A 15,269-nucleotide genomic window follows, 5' to 3' on the forward strand; every position below is an offset into this window, starting at 1 on the left:
TGTTTTTCCCTTTTTCTCCCCGTGTTCGACTCGCTTCTTCCTTCGCTCTCAGCGGGCTTGCGAGGTGTTGTGGGAGTGTGTTCGAGCATAAGCAGGGGGCCATGTAGTCACGGTGGCTGTGAAGGGCTCCAAGGGCCTCGCTGCGGAGCTAGGCGCCCGAGGGGTGAGGCACAAAAGAGGGGGAGAGAAAAAGAGGTTTGCTCTTTTCTGCCTAGGGGCTTGAGCCGCACGCGGTCCGGAAGGCTCAGGCCCCTCTCCCCCCGCCCCCTTTCTAAGCCTCTCCTTCTCGGCCAGTGTGACGCAGACGATCTCCGTGCGCTCCGTCTGCTCCAGCACAATGTGGTATTCCGTCACGTCCACCACCCTGGCGCCGCTCAGCGCCCTCAGGATCTTGATTACCACGTGCCTCCTGAACTCATCCCTCAGCGCGTCCATCACCGCCTTCTTGGACAGCATGCTTTCCGGCACGCCGTCGATGTAGTCCTCGCACCCGACGCTCAGCTCGCCGGCGAACTCGAAGCACAGCACCGGCGAGCCCTCTACCTGTCAGTACCTCGCTATTCTGCCCTCGACCGCCAGCCGCTCCAGCATCAACCGACCCCTGTCGTCCACGTTCACTAGGCAGGTCCGCGCTAAGTCCCCCGTCATGTCTCTCACCGCATTTTACCATGCGTTTCACGCCAAGCCTTCGCTTAGGAGGACTGTGAGCACATCCTGTGTGAAGATATATAACCCCATCCTACACTTAGCCTTGGCGGTCGAAGTTAGCGGGGAGGTGTGGGAGAGCGTCGCCAGGCGGCTCGAGCTGACCGGCCTCACTAAAACGCTGTGGCGCCTACGAGAGCCGAAGCCTCTCAGTGGGGCGTTCGGCACCCGCAACACGAGGCGCACTGCCTCGGCCTCGGAGAGGCTCCGCTCGGCGGGCCTCGTCAGGGAGGCCGTCATTGGCGACGTGAGGTACGTCTACCTCACCGAGAGGGCCTGCGGCGAGTCAGCCTTGAGGCTCCTGAGAGGCTGAGCTGGGTGGCGTAAGGCTTAAAGCACTTCTTGCCGCTGACTAAAGCGGTTTCCTGGTTGCGTCGCGCAGCCCTCATACCCGCCCTAGCGCTACTCCTCGCCGCCTTGGCGCTTCTCATGCTCCGCCCCACACAGCCCAGCCTCCTCGGCCCCAGAGGGGGCTCAATGTGCTCGGCGTCGACGCCGAGCTGAGCGGCGTGGAGGCTACAAGTATAGGCAGGTCAAGTTCAACCTGAAGGTGGGGGAGTACGCTAAGCTTGAGAGCCTGGCCAGGGAGCTGGGGATGACCCCAGCAGCGCTGGCTAAGAAGATCGTGCTCGGGTACTTGGGGCTCGACAAGACCGTGAGCCCCGCAGAAGGTTCGTGAACTCGACGAGAAGTACGAGAGGATAGCCAGGAAGCTGAGAAGGATCGAGAAAGACCTCGCCTACGTCATGAGAACAGTCGGGGCCAGGAGGGGTTCCGGTTGAACGCGAGGGAGGCTAGGCGCCTTCTAGCCCCCTTCAACCCTTGGTGCATGACCCAGGGTGGAGGCGGAGAGACCCGCTGCTCCAGGCAGTCAAAATGTCTGTTCTCCGGAAGCCTCCGCGACTCTACTACCACATCAAACGGTACCTGCCCGAGCCGGGATACTACAGGATAGTGACGATTAGGGGGCCTAGGCTCCAGCTCCCTAACGCTCATGCCGAGGGTCAGGGTTTAGCGAGATCTTCAAAAGCCCTCCAAGCTCCGCGCACTAGAACAGCCGGAGGGAGCAGGGGAAGTGGTACAAAAAAATTTATAGAGCTAGTTCATTTCGCTCCACGCTACGCGGCCTCGCTGGGTGGCGGAATGGGGCTGTTGGAGAGGGTTAGCGGGGCCATCGACTACCTCACGGGTAAGTGGTGGTTCTACATAGCAATGTACGTTCTATGCTTCTGGGTGTTATGGCCATACGCGTCTAAGGGCTACTCGCTCGAGGAGGCAAGTAGCGTGGTATGGATCGCGCTACGCCGCCCATTAATTTTCAGTCTAGTAGACCTCGTGTGGCCCTCCCTCCTACTACACGTAGCCCTTCTCCTAGTGCTGGCCGCGCTGGCTAGGTGGGGCGAGAGAGGCTCCTTGCTCTTCGACCTGTATGCCCTAGCCCAGTATGCACTACTCGTGGGGGAGAACTTCGCCTACACCGAGGAATACGGATTCGTCGTGCTAACGGGCAACGTCCTCCTAACGTCCCTAGTAGCGGCGCTGTGGGCCTGGGAGTGCGTGGTTAGGCGCAATAGGGTTGGCGGGCCGATCCCGGATAGGCGGAGGCTATGGGTGGTGCCTCTAGCCGCCCTAGCCTTCTGGTACCCGGCTGAGCCGGTCCTAGACCCATACCTGTTGCTGAAGTGGCTCGTAGCCGGCTACTACCCGGTTGGCTACTGCCTAGTGACGCCCGTTATACTCTCGATTCTGATACTCTACTACCCGAGGGTGAACAAGGCGGTCATGAGGTTCACGGCCTTCCCAGGCTTAGTGTTCGGCACGAACATACTGCTATTCAGGGGGTTCAACTGGAACGCTTTCCTACACTTACCGCTAGTCGCTACCAGCGCCTACGCGCTGTACCTTTCCACGAGGAAGGTGGAGCACGCTAATACCGGGGATAGAGTTTAGGGGTACTCTAGGAGTTTTCTCTGTCGCCTAATCAGCCTCAGGAGTTTAGCCTCCTTAACGGCTAGCTCCTAGGCTCAGCTGGAGGGGCCTGAACACGTCGCCCTCGTACAGGAAAGCGCGGCCAGGCACGAGGAGGTCACGTGAAACTGGTACTTAAACCTCACCGGCGCACAGCCGAAGTCGCGAAGACCATGAGTACCCCGAAGAGGGGGCCCGGACAAGTGAAGGGGTGAATGAGCCAGGCGCGGCCTACTCGACGCAGAGGTCTTCGCGGCACCTCACAGCCTCGACGCTCTCACCCCTCAGCTCCTCCCCCCTGAGAAGCTCCATAAGAATGCCGAGCGCCTCGCGTCGCGTAGCGTAGATCTTTGACAGCTGGGCGAGGAGCTCCCTGGCCCCCGACACGTCCCCGGCGCTGGCCTTCTCAACCAGCCTGCGCGTAACCTTCTCAGCGCACTCGTCGCAGTGGACGATAGCCATAGACAGATGCTTCAGCGTGCACCAGAGGCTCTCGGCTGCGCTCCTCTCCTCTCCCCCACCCCCGTGGCCCCTTAGGCCCGCTACCTCGAGCAGAACCTCGCCCAGCGCCTTCCTGCTCATCCTCAGCTTGTCTATGCGTTGGGCGAGCTTGGGCTCGCTGAGCTGGGAGTCTATCTCGAGCAGGTGTTGCTCGGCGTGCGCGATGTGGGCTATGGCGTAGGCTAGCTCCTGCATGAGGGCCTCCTCGTAGACAGGTGACCTTTTTTCGCCCGCCATGAGCACCCCAGCGGTAGAGAACGGTGCGCGGTATTTTAAGGTTTAGTGCCTTGTTGTCGCTTACTCCTTTTAATAAAAAAGTTATATTTCCGCAAGGGGGGTTTGTACTGCGGTCAGTCGCATGGCGGGTAAAGCGGTGGAGATACGGGGCTTCACCAAGCGGTTCGGCGCGACCGTCGCGGTCGACGGCTTGAACCTCGACATCTACGAGGGCGAGATCTTCGGGCTCCTGGGCCCTAACGGCTCAGGCAAGTCCACCACGCTGCTTACGCTAGCCACGGTGTACAAGCCGACTAGCGGGGACATTTACGTGTTCGGGCACTCTGTCTCGAGGGAGGGCGACGTCGTCAGGAAGTACGTCGGGATAGCCTTCCAAGAGCCGAAGGCTCTGTGGATAGACACCCCATACGAGCTCCTGCTATGGCACGCGAGGGTCATGGGCTACTCCTCGGGCGAGGCCAAGGAGGTCGTTAGAGACGTCATGGAGAGGCTCAACCTGTGGGAGCACAGGAAGAAGCAGTTCTACCAGCTGAGCGGCGGGACCAGGAAGAAGCTGGAGATAGCCAAGGTCCTCATCCAGCGCCCCAGGATCGCGATATTCGACGAGCCCACAGCCCAGGTCGACGTGATCACGAAGCACGCACTGTGGGATATCATAAAGGAGCTCCGGGACGAGGGGTCGACGATAATAGTTGCCACGAACGACATGTTCGAGGCCGAGAGAATATGCGAGAGGATAGGCATCATATACAAGGGGAAGCTCCGGGCGCTCGGCCGCGTGGACGAGCTGAAAGACCAGATACCCGGGGGAGACGTGGTCGAGATCCACTACGAGGGCGACGAGGCCGCCGTCAAGAGGATCGTCGAGTCCCTCGCGGACGTGGGCAAGTACCAGATCAGCGACCACAGGGTCCGCATCTACCTCAACAAGGGGGAGGAGAGGGCCGCGGAGATCATCAGCGCCTTCACGATGTCCAACCTCAAGGTGAAGCGGATAATGATACAGGAGCCCACGCTGGACGATGTCTTCTTCTACTTCACGGGCGCCGCCCTGAGGGAGTGACCCTCCATGTCTCTCCGCGAGGACTTGAGGGGGCTCTGGCTCCTCGTCCTCTGGGACCTCAACAGGATGCAGCGCAGAACGCTGTTCGTGGTGATGCGTGTAACGTGGTTTGCCATCCAGGTCTCTATATTCGGCCTAGCCCTCTCGGCGATGGTCAGGTTCAGGGCTGTGGCCGGGGTGAACCTAGACTACTACCACTTCTACCTTTTCGGCGTGTACACCTCGATGCTCTTCTCGATAAGCGTCTCGCGGGCTTATGACATCGCGGAGGAGTTCGAGGAGGGGACGATAGAGTACCTCCTCTCCCTCCCTATAACGAGGCGCGCGCTGGCCCTCGGGAGGGCGCTGGGCGGGGGTCTCGCGGCTTTCCTGTTCACGCTGCCGATGTACGCCTTCATAATCTACCTGCTCGGCGACTACGACCCCGCGGCCATCGCAACGTCTCTGGCGGCGGCCCTGGCCTTCTCCGTCGGCGTGGTCGGCTTCGTCCTCTCGGTCGTCCTCAGCCTCAAGTCTAGCGACACGACGGACATAGTGTTCGGGCTGCTGGACGCGGTGCTCATACGGCTGAGCACGGTGTTCTACCCCGCGGTCGTGCTGAGCAAGATCGCGCCTTACTACTACTCGGCCCTGGTGAACCCCATATCCCACTTCGCCGACTTCCTGAGGACGGTTTTCTTCTTCGAGGAGTTCAAGGCCATCGCAGTCGCCAGCCCAGACCTAATGGCTTCGTACATCCTGGGGTTCGCGGTCGGGCTGTCAACGCTGGCCATCCTGGTCGTTGAGAAGGCAGTGGAGGGGGGTGGGTGGAAGTGAGTGTCTACGGCGAGCTACGAAGCGTAGCGCTGATCGTATACCGGGACCTCTCGAGGTTCTGGAAGTACAGGTTCTGGCTCGCGGGGCAGATCGGGATGAACCTGGCTGACATACTGATCTACGCGCTCGTGTTCAACAACATGGTGAACACCCAGCTCATACCCGACTACTTCAAGTTCTTCACGACAGGGGTGATAGCGATAGCGGCCTTCGCGTCCGCGTTCTCCATCGGGCGGGAGGTCGGCATCGAGATCAGAAGGGAGTACACGCACTACCTCCTAGGCCTCCCCTTCTCCCGAACCAGCCTCGTCGCGGGCCGCATCCTGGGCGGGATGCTTCGCGGCGTCGTGTACCAGTCGAGCTTCATCATCCTCGCCGCGCTGCTGGTGGATATGCCTAGCCCCAACGGCTGGCTCCTCGTCTTGTTCACCTCTCTGGCCCTCTCCGCCTCGATGTCGGGGCTGGCGATAGCGATCTCCTCCTCGACGAAGGACTTCAACCTCCAGGCGACGTTCAGGGCTCTCACGTACTACGTTTTCTTCTTCTTCTCCAACGTCTTCTACCCCAAGCAGATCCTGGAGATGAGGTTCCCCAAACCAGTCGCCGAAGCCGTGGGCTACACGCCGGTCTCGCTGGCCGCGGACATCTACAGGTGGGCCTTCAGGTACAACACCGCCGTGGACGTCGCACAGAGGGTCTGGCTACTCTCCCTGTGGACCGGGGCTATGCTCCTCGCCGCCGCCTCGATCTACCTGTGGAACCTCACGAGGAAGTAGCCGTGGAGACGCCTACAGGCGCCGAAGCAACCTTTAATTCAAGCCTCACAGTAACAGCCACGTGGCCACTGCAGTCGACTTCGCGGTGCTGGGTTGCGGCTGGGCCGGTGTGCTTCTCTCGCTCAAGCTCAAGGAGAGGTTTCCGTCGGCGAGCCTCATCTGCCTTGAAGCCTCAAGCAGTCCCGGCGGCCTCCTGAGGACCGAGGTCGTCGAGGGCTTCACATTCGACGTAGGGGGGAGCCACATAATCTTCTCTCGGGACGAGGGCCTCCTCAGGGAAATGCTTGGCTTCGCGGGCGAGGTCGTCCCCCACGAGAGGCTGAGCTTCATCCTCTACGACGGCTACAGGGTCCCGTACCCCTTCGAGAACGGCATCTACGCCCTCCCGCCCGAGAGGAGGGCTGAGCTACTCGTGGGTTTCGTCGAGGCCCTGCTCGAGAACGCGAAGTCCGAGAGGAAGCCCAGAAGCCTCAAGGAGTGGGCCGAGTGGTTCTTCGGCCCCGGGATAGCTGGTGAGTACCTCATACCCTATAACGAGAAGATATGGAAGCGAGGCGCAGAGCAGATAGCGGCGGACTGGCTGTACACCCCCGGGCGGCTTCCCTGGCCTGACTGGAGGGACGTGGTCAGGAGCGGTGCAGGAGTTCCCACGACAGGTTACCGCGAGCAGGCCAGGTTCTACTACCCTCTCTCCGGGGGCATCCAGAGGCTGTTCGATAGTGCAGCTGCGGCGGCCGAGAGGTTCGGAGCGCGAGTGATTCGAGGCTTCAGAGTCGAGAGGCTGGAAAAGAGGGATAGGTGGCTCATAAACGGGGAGATCGAGGCGAAGAGGGTGCTCTCAACGCTGCCTTTGAGCTCCCTCCCCGGGATCCTGGAGCTCCCCGGCGACGTTGAGCGCGCGGCCTCCAGCCTCCAGTACAACAGGGTGGTTGTGGTCGGCGTTGCGTTGAGGAAGGAAGCCCCGCGCGAGCACTGGGTGTACGTGCCGCAGAGGGACTACGTTTTCCACCGCTACGCCTGGGTCTCGAACTACAGCCCCCTTAACGCACCCAGGGGTTGCTCCTCGCTGATCGCGGAGGTGACTGTGGAGCCCTGGAGGAGCCTGCGGGTAGAGGAGGTCGTCGAGGAGACGATGGACGGGCTAAAGCAGCTGGGCGTGGTCAGCGAGTCGGAGGAGGAGGTTCTCTTCACAAGGGCCTGGGTCCACGAGCACGGCTACCCCGTCTACACGCACGGGCACGCCGAGGCCAGGGGCAAGGTCCTAAGCTACCTGGAAGAGCTCGGTGTCGTCAGCGTCGGGAGGTGGGGCTCCTGGCACTATTGGAACATGGACCGCGTCCTGGCGGAGGTCAGCAGGCTCGCGTCGTCGCTCAGCCCAGGTTGAGCCTCCTGAGAACCTCGCCCACGTCGAAGCTCTCCCTGGCGCGTATCCAGGCCTCCTCCACGTAGAACCTGACTGCGAGCCTGAGGGCTTCGGGGTCTATTCCGAGCTCAGGCTCATCCCTGTTGAAGTACGAGGCGAGGCTCAGGGCTGAGGCGAGCTGGACCGCCCTCCGCTCCAGCCTCATGGAGAAGGGGAGGGCTTTGACCTCGCCCATTGCCTCGAGGATTGCATCCCTCGCCATCGTAACCGCCTCGAGGTCCCGCTCCGTGAGGACCACTCTCTTAGGGGCGAAGTCCCTCACCAGGGGGTGCCCCGTCTGCACTGCGTGGACGAGCGTGAGGTGATCCCGGATCCTCGGCGCCATCTTCGCCATCTTCTCGGTCGTGATGCCGAGCATCAGCCTCCTCTGGCTCTCTGCTAGCTCGCGGTACTTCTCCTTCGTCAGCCTGTGCAGCCTGCACAGCATCCTGTCCTCGATCGCGTTGAAGTTGGGGTCGCTGACCGTCACCTCGTAGCCCCTCTCGAGCACCCGCGTGTTGTAGTTCACGCTGAAGAACGAGGAGAACCTGTAGGGGCCGACCCTGTAGGTCTTCGTCTCGTAGGCTATGACCCCGCCCTCCAGCGCGAGCTTGAGGGGCTCCACCATCCCCCTATGCTTGAACCAGTCGTTGAACTCCGTCACGATGAAGTTGAACCTCCTCCCCGCGTAGGCCTCGCCGATCGCTATGAACATCGCGGGCGTCATCCCGCCGCAGTACCTGTTCAGCCCTGGCAGGCCGTGCGGCGGCACGCCCAGCGACTCGTTGCCCAAGATGAAGTCCTTCGTGGCGAAGGTCTTACCAGTCCCCGGCTCCCCGAAGAGCGCTAGGTTGAAGCCCGTGGACATGGCTTTGTGGCCGGACTCTGTGACGACCGGCGTGTCGGCTATCGAGTACTGCTGCGCCAGGGTGAGTAGCTCGTCGAAGAAGATCACGCTCCCGAACAGGTCCACGAGGTACCCCACCAGCTTCGCAACCGTGAAGCTCCTGCCGAAGCTCAGCGCCTCGTCCAGCCTCTCCCCGACGAGCCCCTCGAGGTAGGAGTTGTACGCGGCCTCCATCTCCAGCACTTGGACGAACTCGTCCTCAGCCTGCCTGGTGCTCAGCCTGGGTATGGGCTTCGACTCCACAGCCTTCACGAACTCCTCCACCACGGGCCTTATCTCCTCAGGGATCGTCCAGCCCTTCTCGCGGCCCGACCCCGACTCCCACACCAGCTCCCACCTGTCCCTCAGCTGGGCCAGGAGGCGCGCGGCGTTGATCCTCAACCCAAGTATCTCGCTGGCCCTCGCCTCTACGGACGCGTAGGGCGCCTCCCCGAGCTCGAGCAGGGCCTTCAGCACCGCGTAGGTCTTGATGCCGTTGAGCCTGAAGGCCTCCCAGACGGCCTCCCTCACCTGCCCCCATGAGCCCTCGAGGATGAGCTCGCCGCCTCTGACGGTGTAGTAGCGGCCGCGGAAGGAGTAGTACTCCCTGTAAGGGGATAGCCTGAAGACCTCGACCAGCTGGGAGTCGCTGATAATCCCGGCGAGCTCCTCCAGGCTCCTAGGCCAGCCCTGCCTGAGCCCGAGTACCTCGCCGTAGACCTTAGCTCTCAGCTCCCAGCCTGACGGCTGCTCAAGCTGTGGTAGAAAGCGCTTGAGCAGTATCACGCGCTCAGTGGTCTTGTCGTACGCCACCCCGACATCAATCCAAAGTAGGAGGAGCGCCGCTGGAAGTTATAAGCTTTGCACCGCCGCCACCACGGCCGGTGTGACAACGCCCTCGATAAGCGCGGCTACGAGGAACAGGGCGACGATGACAACCAGGTCCCTCGGAAGCCTTCGCAGCACGGCGCTTAGCTCCCGCGAGCCTCTCAGGATCCTGAGCCACAGGGCTAAGCCGAGCTCCAGGGAAACGCTCACCGTGTAGACGAGCGCCGCGACCTCGACGACACCGTGGGGGAGCACCGAGGCGAGGATCAGGAGCGGGGGCCTCCCCATCGAGACCTCCATGGCGCACACCAGGCCAAGGAGCGCCCCGTTCCCCAACGCCACCAGGACGGGCATCGCCACAGTGAAGCCGAGGAGGAGTGTCATCATGGCGACCCGGATGTTGTTCGTGAAGATCAGCATCGACAAGCCCAGCCCGGGCCTGAGGCTACCCCCAACCCTCCCCAGTACAGCCTCCCGTAACAGGTCGTACACCATCCTAGCTGTCCCGGGCGAGAGCGACGGCAGCGTGTAGCCTGCAAGGAGCCCCACGAGGAACAGAAAGGCGGATATAGCAGCTAACTTCAGCCTCACGCGCTGTTCACCGACCCGACATCAAATAAGTTTTCGCATGGTCAAGATATTTTACCTCCCAAAGCGAAACACTGGCCGTGGAGAGGTTGCAGAGGTTGCTCGAGAAGTGAGAAGCGGAGGACACAGAGGCCAGAGAAATCAGGAAGAGGTTCGCCGACTGGGCTTTCATCGAGTCCCAGCCTGAGCCCATATGCTCGGAGCTGAAGTGCTTCGTGGAGCTAGGGGACATGCGCCTAGCCGCCAAGATAGCCGGGCTCTCCATAGACGAGTTCAACCAGCTGAGAACCCAGGCCAAAATACCGGTAGTTGTTTAGCGTATGCTTCGCTCGCGGAAGAGAATGCTGAGTAAACCCCGCTTGCATCTAGGGCTACCAAGGGCAACAAGCACCTCGTTAAAAATCTTTAAAGCCTGGTCAAGAAAGATTTATAAGTAGAGTAGAGTTCTCTAGAATGCTATGTCGTACTTTTCACCGGGTAGGGAAGGTTTAAGGACGCTGAGCACCGTTCTCGGGATATTCCTGGTAATCCTAGTGTTCGCGGTCGCGCTGCAGTTCTTCTACTCCTACCAGAGGCCCCAGCTGGGAGCGGACCTCCAGTCCTCGATAATAGGGCTGGCGTCCGAGGCCGTATACCTCCTCGGGAAGGTGGCCTTCCTCGGCGTAGCCCTGCTCGCCGCGGCGCAACTACTGAAGTACGGTCTAGCGAGAGGAAGCCGGGAGGGTGAGCGGGAAGCTTGAGTCTCCCCCTTAAGCTAGCGGCGTACATGGCGTCGACTTTCCTCCTGCTGGCCTGCTTAGCACCGCTCCTAAGCTTCGCCGGAGACGCCGCGAGCCTCGGCTCAGGGCTCTTCAGCTTGGAGCCCGCTTTCACCGTGGAACAGGGGGGCCACGCCAGCTTAAAGCTGACCCTAACCTACAAGGGCAACACGCCTGTTACCGGCTTCACCCTGAGGGCTAGGGCGCTCTGCGGGAACACCGTCTGCGCGGAGGCGTCAAGCACACCCACCATGCTTGTGCGTGGGGCTTCCGCTACGCTGGAGATAAGGGTGCCCTTGACGGCTGACACACTAGAGCTCGAGGCCGAGGGCCTCCTTGGCGGGGTGTACAGGTTCCGTGCAGTGCAGGAGGTGAGCTTAGGTGGCATTCGAGGCTGAGGGGAGGCGAGGCTGGGGGTGGACGCTCGCGAGGGCCCTTGCCTCAGCCTTCATCACCGCCGCCACCGCCCTGCTTCTCCTCCTGGCTGGGAGGCTCCTCGCATCGTCTCTTGGGATGGCCTACGGTCTCCAGGCCCCACTCGCCCTCCTGGTGGTCTCCACGGCTTCTGCTCTCTCGTTTACGCGGGTGCTTCTCGAGCGCTCCCCGGTTAGCCTGCCTCTCTCCCTCGTCTCGAGGCTTGTCCAGGCTTACGCTTTCCTGATAGGGCTGGGCGGGACGACCGCTTCTCTTGCGGTTGCACAGGGGCTTAGGGTGGAGCTGGACCTGAGCCCGCTGGCCTTCATCGTCCTGGTTGGCGCGCTCATCCTATCGCTGTCGGACGCCTACGACTGGGTTTCAAGGTCAGCCTAAACATTTATTACCCTCAAGGCTCTCTCAGCACCGGTGTCGAGGACGAGGATACTAGTCGTGGGGCTCGGCGAGGTTGGAGGGGCTATCTTCGAGGTGGCCCGAGACTCCGGCCGCTTCGAGGTTTACGGCTACGACGCAGACCCGGCGAAAACCGTTCACAGGCTCGAGGAGGTCCCGAGGCCCGTGGACGCGCTGCACGTGGCGATACCCTACAGCGCCAGCTTCGTGGACCACGTCAGCCGGTACGCGCGGGAGTTCAGGCCGAGGCTCGTCATCGTGCACTCCACGGTCGCCCCAGGCACCACGAGGAGGCTGCACGGCCATCTTGGCCTCCCAGTGGCGTTCTCACCGGTGAGGGGGAAGCACCCGAAGATCAAGGAGCACCTCTACTTCTGGCCCAAGTGGGTCTCAGCGCTTCCCAAGGAGTCTGCGGAGGAAGCGAGGAGGCACCTGGAGGAGACGGGCCTCAAGGTCAGGGTCTCCGAGGAGGAGCCCGAGGCCCTCGAGCTAGCAAAGCTCTGGGAGACGGTCTACAGGGCGGTGATGATCGCCGCTTGGCAGGAGGTCGACCGCATAGCCAGGCGCCACGGCGTGGGCCTGAGGACGATAGCGGAGTTCGTCGCTGAGGTCCACAGCGTGTTGCACGACAGGCCGGTCTACTACCCCGACTACATCGGGGGCCACTGCCTCATACCCAACACCCACATCCTCAACGAGGCCAGCCCGTCCAAACTCCTGGAGTTCGTCTTGGAGTCCAACGAGCAGAGGCTACGCGAGCTCCAGGACCCCCAGGTGAGAAGGGAGGTCGAGGAGCTCCGCGAGCTCTTCCTCAGCCTGACGAAGAGGGACTACTACCTCTAGTTTTTTAACGTTAGTTTTTTTAAACCGGCATACAATTATAATACCGATAAAGCAGCAAGCAGTATCACCGGTTATAGCGACACTCCTGCTCATCGTCAAGCCGTCGCGGCCGCCGTGCTAGCATACATCTGGATCATCGGCTACCAGGGCACACTCACCCAGCAAGCCAGCGCCCAGCAGCTCCAAGAGAGAATAAAGATCGAGGCTGTCGGTTACTCAGGAACTAATCTAGACGTGTATATCAGAAACATCGGTGACATTCAGGTCACTATTGATGCGGTCTATGTGATCAACCCGGACGGTTCTGTTAACAATTACGTGTCTTCGCTAGGTGCTACCTTAACTCCTGGTCAGATGGGTACCATTCAGGTTAGTGGCGTTACGCTGACGGCAGGAAATACCTACGTTGTGAAGGTTGTGACTGCTAAGGGCACCGAGGCAACGTACACCTGGACGTACAGGACCTAAACCGTCTAAAATTAACCTAAATCTTTTTTCTCCTATACTTGTGGGTATGGAGAGGGGGTATCGCCGGTCCTAGCGTCATTGCTCCTCGTGCTGGTCGCGGTGGCGGCGGGGATCCTAGTCTACCTGTTCGTATCGGGCTTCAGACCCTCCGTTAGTGGTGCGCGCCCCCTCCTCAAGGTAGAGGGCGTCAGTTACGAGGGCGGGCTGGTGCTCTACGTCAGGAACATCGGCGATGTGAGGGAGGTTTTGGACGCGGTCTACGTCTACGACAGCTCGGGCAGGCTCGTCTGGCACGCAGGCGGCCTCAACCTCACCGCGCAGCCCGGGCAACTCGTGCTCGTGCGACTAGATTTGGCAAGCCTCAAGCCCGGCGAGAGGTACACCGTAACGGTCGCCGGGGCCAGCGGGGTGGTGTACTACGACACCTTCGACGCCATCCCCCTCAACTCAAATCTCACACCCCTCTCCTGTAGCTGGCAGTACGACAGCACAGGCAAGCTCGTCTACGTCACCGCGAGCAGCAACCCCAGCAGCTACGGCGGAGAGTGCATCATCAAAGTGAACGGCGTCTCCGTCCAGGGGGTCGTGTACGTCGCGGCAGTCCTGAGCTACACGTCAGACAGCAGCGGGCGCTTCACCGAGCTGGGTCAAACATCAGTTGGGGGCACAGTTAGCGAAGGCACGTGGTACGACCTGGCGGTGTCCTACTCGGCGCAGAGCGGCTTAGGGCTCTGGGCCTCTGGGGCGCTGCAGCTGTCCGCGGCAGACACCTCCGTAGCCCCAGCGGAGGTGGCTCTAGGGGTCTACAGGGACAAGGGGACGCTCACCGTCAAGTTCGACAACCTCGTCGTCTCGGTGGACGCTAGGCCCTGGCTCGTGAACGTGACGGGCCTACCGGACGGCTGGAGGGCGAGGGTGAGGGTGGGCTCCACCGTGGTCTCGAGCGCCGCCGCGGCGGGCGGCGTGGCTTCGATACCGCTGTGGCTCTCAGCGGTCCCCTCGAAGGACTACGCCTTCATAGCCAGGAACGCAACCCTCGAAGTCCTCGACCCCAGCGGCAACACCGTAGCCACCCTAGGGCCAGCAGACATCGTCGGCGGAGACGTCTACACCTACGGGTAGCCCTCGAGCGTCAACCTTATATTCGTAGGGTCTATTCACGTGGTCGTGAGCTTGGAGGAGCCTTTGAGGGAGGCTGTGGAGGAGTTCAACAGGTATCACGGGGCTGAGGGCAGGGCAAGGGTTCTCTGGGTGGAGGGGGATAGGTTCGCGGTCGAGTTTAGGGGGAGCTTCTGCGTGACGTGCGGCTTCTACGACTACTTCGAGGACTTCGCCTACCTGCTGGCCGGGAGGGGCTTCAGGGCCGGCATCGTCTCGGTGGAGGAGCTGGAGGACGGCGCAGTGGTCGAGTACAGGCTGCTGCGCGAGGGCGAGGAGTGGCGCTTCGCCCCAGAGCGGGTCGTCCTGATACTTGAGTAAGCCGACTAAGTTTTCTAGGAGTGCTGTAGCGTCTGATGCTCCATAAAGCTTAATGGTCTGCTAAAAGCGCATCATAAGTGTGGCAATAGTAGTTGAAGTCAACAGTAAGGGTCGGGTCTACCTTCCAGTCAGCGTGCGCCGCGCGGTACCCTTCAAGCGCTTCATAGTCAGGGTTGAGGGTGAGCGGATCGTGCTCGTGCCCATAAAAGTTGGAGAACACTACGGGGCCGCTAAGCCAGCCGCGTACGACACCGCTGAGCAGATAGATGGAGCGGCGGTTCGTGAGACGGAGAGAGTGCTCCGAGAAGATGTGCGTTGATGCGAGCGTGCTCCGCTACTGCCCAGCGGCTTGCGCTCTGTTCTTTTCTTCAGGGGGCGGTGGGCCTCCTTGAGGTGTTTTCATTTTTCAAGGATGAGATAACAATGCTTAAAGTCTTCGCGTAGGTTACCGGATTGTGGACTGCAAGGATCTGTTAAACAGGGTTCGTAGGGCCGTCGCGGAGCTGGACGGTGAGCTGACGCGTAGGCTCGTAGAGGAGGCTCTGAGAGCAGGCTGTAGCCCGCTTGCAGTGGTCGAGGAGGGCTTGAGGCCCGGCATGTGGGAGGTTGGGGAGAGGTTCGAGCGGGGCGAGTACTTTCTGCCCGAGCTCATAGTAGCCGCGGACATCTTCAACGGCGTGATGGGGGACCTGCTGCTGCCGCTTCTCGAGGCCTCGAGGCAGTCCTCCGGCAGGGGGAGGGTCGTGATAGGCACGGTCCGCGGGGACAAACACGACATCGGGAAGAACCTGGTGGCGGTGATGCTGAGGGTGAGCGGGTTCGAGGTGGTGGACCTGGGGGTCGACGTCCCGCCTGAGAAGTTCGTCGAGGCCGTGAGGGCCTACAAGCCAGACATCCTGGGGATGAGCGCGCTGCTCACGACGACTATGCTGGAGATGAGGAACGTCATCGACGCGCTGAAGGCGGCGGGCTTGAGGGACAAAGTGAAGGTCATCGCCGGCGGCGCCCCGGTGACAGAGGAGTTCGCCAGGGAGATCGGGGCCGACGCCTACGCCAGGGACGCGGTCGAGGCGGTAGAGAAGTGCAAGAAGCTGCTGGGCAAGGATTGAGCGAGGGGTGTGCC

The 15,269-nt window shown here is 61.4% G+C and carries 19 protein-coding genes and 1 pseudogene; 16 read left to right on the forward strand and 4 right to left on the reverse strand.

Annotation, left to right across the window (positions count from 1 at the left end; translation table 11 throughout):
* Positions 1-48 precede the first annotated feature (48 nt).
* Entirely contained in the window at positions 49-528 is a 480-nt protein-coding gene (locus ACNO7C_RS07185; protein WP_460024431.1) for a hypothetical protein, read from the reverse strand.
* Between the two features lie 223 nt (positions 529-751).
* Between ACNO7C_RS07185 and ACNO7C_RS07190 the strand changes: the two genes are divergently transcribed.
* The 3 genes from ACNO7C_RS07190 (at position 752) to ACNO7C_RS07200 (ending at position 2,655) form a co-directional block, all read left to right on the forward strand.
* Positions 752-1,018, forward strand: a complete 267-nt coding sequence (locus ACNO7C_RS07190) for a hypothetical protein (RefSeq protein ID WP_460024432.1) — start codon at positions 752-754, stop codon at positions 1,016-1,018.
* A 237-nt stretch (positions 1,019-1,255) separates the two neighbouring features.
* Positions 1,256-1,384, forward strand: coding sequence for a hypothetical protein (locus ACNO7C_RS07195; RefSeq protein ID WP_460024433.1), 129 nt, complete (start codon positions 1,256-1,258; stop codon positions 1,382-1,384).
* A gap of 464 nt (positions 1,385-1,848) precedes the next feature.
* A complete protein-coding gene (locus ACNO7C_RS07200) occupies positions 1,849-2,655 on the forward strand; it encodes a hypothetical protein (RefSeq protein ID WP_460024434.1) in 807 nt (268 codons plus the stop codon).
* Between the two features lie 249 nt (positions 2,656-2,904).
* Here ACNO7C_RS07200 and ACNO7C_RS07205 read toward each other — a convergent pair whose 3' ends face one another.
* On the reverse strand, positions 2,905-3,411 hold the full coding sequence (locus tag ACNO7C_RS07205; RefSeq protein ID WP_460024435.1) for a hypothetical protein: 507 nt from the start codon (positions 3,409-3,411) through the stop codon (positions 2,905-2,907).
* Between the two features lie 121 nt (positions 3,412-3,532).
* On the opposite strand from ACNO7C_RS07205, the gene ACNO7C_RS07210 reads away from it, so the two are divergent.
* From ACNO7C_RS07210 to ACNO7C_RS07225, 4 genes are all read left to right on the forward strand, one after another.
* Complete coding sequence (locus tag ACNO7C_RS07210; protein ID WP_460024436.1) at positions 3,533-4,474, forward strand: ABC transporter ATP-binding protein; 942 nt, start codon at positions 3,533-3,535, stop codon at positions 4,472-4,474.
* 6 nt (positions 4,475-4,480) lie between these two features.
* Entirely contained in the window at positions 4,481-5,290 is an 810-nt protein-coding gene (locus ACNO7C_RS07215; protein WP_318537408.1) for an ABC transporter permease, read from the forward strand.
* A complete protein-coding gene (locus ACNO7C_RS07220; RefSeq protein WP_460024437.1) occupies positions 5,287-6,066 on the forward strand; it encodes an ABC transporter permease in 780 nt (259 codons plus the stop codon). Before ACNO7C_RS07215 ends, ACNO7C_RS07220 begins: the two co-directional genes overlap by 4 nt.
* A 61-nt stretch (positions 6,067-6,127) precedes the next feature.
* Positions 6,128-7,450 carry a protoporphyrinogen/coproporphyrinogen oxidase gene (locus ACNO7C_RS07225; RefSeq protein WP_460024438.1) on the forward strand — a complete coding sequence of 441 codons (1,323 nt, stop codon included), beginning with the start codon at positions 6,128-6,130 and terminating at the stop codon, positions 7,448-7,450.
* Here the strand turns inward: ACNO7C_RS07225 and ACNO7C_RS07230 are convergent.
* Both ACNO7C_RS07230 and ACNO7C_RS07235 read right to left on the reverse strand, forming a co-directional pair.
* Positions 7,437-9,167, reverse strand: a complete 1,731-nt coding sequence (locus ACNO7C_RS07230) for a hypothetical protein (protein WP_460024439.1) — start codon at positions 9,165-9,167, stop codon at positions 7,437-7,439. The genes ACNO7C_RS07225 and ACNO7C_RS07230 overlap by 14 nt on opposite strands.
* 39 nt (positions 9,168-9,206) lie before the next feature.
* Positions 9,207-9,773: a stage II sporulation protein M gene (locus ACNO7C_RS07235; protein WP_460024440.1), complete on the reverse strand. Its 567-nt coding sequence runs from the start codon at positions 9,771-9,773 to the stop codon at positions 9,207-9,209.
* A gap of 455 nt (positions 9,774-10,228) precedes the next feature.
* On the opposite strand from ACNO7C_RS07235, the gene ACNO7C_RS07240 reads away from it, so the two are divergent.
* From ACNO7C_RS07240 to ACNO7C_RS07280, 9 genes and pseudogenes are all read left to right on the forward strand, one after another.
* Positions 10,229-10,510, forward strand: a complete 282-nt coding sequence (locus ACNO7C_RS07240; RefSeq protein ID WP_460024441.1) for a hypothetical protein — start codon at positions 10,229-10,231, stop codon at positions 10,508-10,510.
* The gene (locus tag ACNO7C_RS07245; protein ID WP_460024442.1) at positions 10,507-10,926 is read left to right on the forward strand and encodes a hypothetical protein; all 420 of its coding nucleotides are present in this window, start codon (positions 10,507-10,509) and stop codon (positions 10,924-10,926) included. Before ACNO7C_RS07240 ends, ACNO7C_RS07245 begins: the two co-directional genes overlap by 4 nt.
* Positions 10,910-11,338 (forward strand): hypothetical protein, encoded by a 429-nt coding sequence (locus ACNO7C_RS07250; protein WP_460024443.1) that lies wholly within the window; start codon positions 10,910-10,912, stop codon positions 11,336-11,338. Before ACNO7C_RS07245 ends, ACNO7C_RS07250 begins: the two co-directional genes overlap by 17 nt.
* 33 nt (positions 11,339-11,371) lie before the next feature.
* Positions 11,372-12,199, forward strand: coding sequence for a Rossmann-fold NAD(P)-binding domain-containing protein (locus ACNO7C_RS07255; protein WP_460024444.1), 828 nt, complete (start codon positions 11,372-11,374; stop codon positions 12,197-12,199).
* 114 nt (positions 12,200-12,313) lie between these two features.
* Positions 12,314-12,667, forward strand: a complete 354-nt coding sequence (locus ACNO7C_RS07260) for a flagellar biosynthesis protein FlaG (protein WP_460024445.1) — start codon at positions 12,314-12,316, stop codon at positions 12,665-12,667.
* Between the two features lie 66 nt (positions 12,668-12,733).
* Positions 12,734-13,789 (forward strand): annotated as a pseudogene (locus ACNO7C_RS07265) (hypothetical protein); the annotation flags it as partial.
* A 45-nt stretch (positions 13,790-13,834) separates the two neighbouring features.
* Positions 13,835-14,146, forward strand: coding sequence for a hypothetical protein (locus tag ACNO7C_RS07270; protein ID WP_460024446.1), 312 nt, complete (start codon positions 13,835-13,837; stop codon positions 14,144-14,146).
* 79 nt (positions 14,147-14,225) lie between these two features.
* The gene (locus ACNO7C_RS07275; protein WP_460024447.1) at positions 14,226-14,465 is read left to right on the forward strand and encodes an AbrB family transcriptional regulator; all 240 of its coding nucleotides are present in this window, start codon (positions 14,226-14,228) and stop codon (positions 14,463-14,465) included.
* A 136-nt stretch (positions 14,466-14,601) separates the two neighbouring features.
* On the forward strand, positions 14,602-15,255 hold the full coding sequence (locus ACNO7C_RS07280) for a cobalamin B12-binding domain-containing protein (RefSeq protein ID WP_460024448.1): 654 nt from the start codon (positions 14,602-14,604) through the stop codon (positions 15,253-15,255).
* Positions 15,256-15,269 lie beyond the last annotated feature (14 nt).

The organism is Infirmifilum tikiterense (genome assembly GCF_054696565.1).

Excerpts from the sequence above, each read along its gene's own strand:
- ACNO7C_RS07200 (WP_460024434.1), top strand. The coding sequence starts at position 1,849 with ATGGGGCTGTTGGAGAGGGTTAGCGGGGCCATCGACTACCTCACGGGT.
- ACNO7C_RS07210 (WP_460024436.1), top strand. The coding sequence starts at position 3,533 with ATGGCGGGTAAAGCGGTGGAGATACGGGGCTTCACCAAGCGGTTCGGC.
- ACNO7C_RS07205 (WP_460024435.1), bottom strand. The coding sequence starts at position 3,411 with ATGGCGGGCGAAAAAAGGTCACCTGTCTACGAGGAGGCCCTCATGCAG.
- ACNO7C_RS07215 (WP_318537408.1), top strand. The coding sequence starts at position 4,481 with ATGTCTCTCCGCGAGGACTTGAGGGGGCTCTGGCTCCTCGTCCTCTGG.
- ACNO7C_RS07240 (WP_460024441.1), top strand. The coding sequence starts at position 10,229 with ATGTCGTACTTTTCACCGGGTAGGGAAGGTTTAAGGACGCTGAGCACC.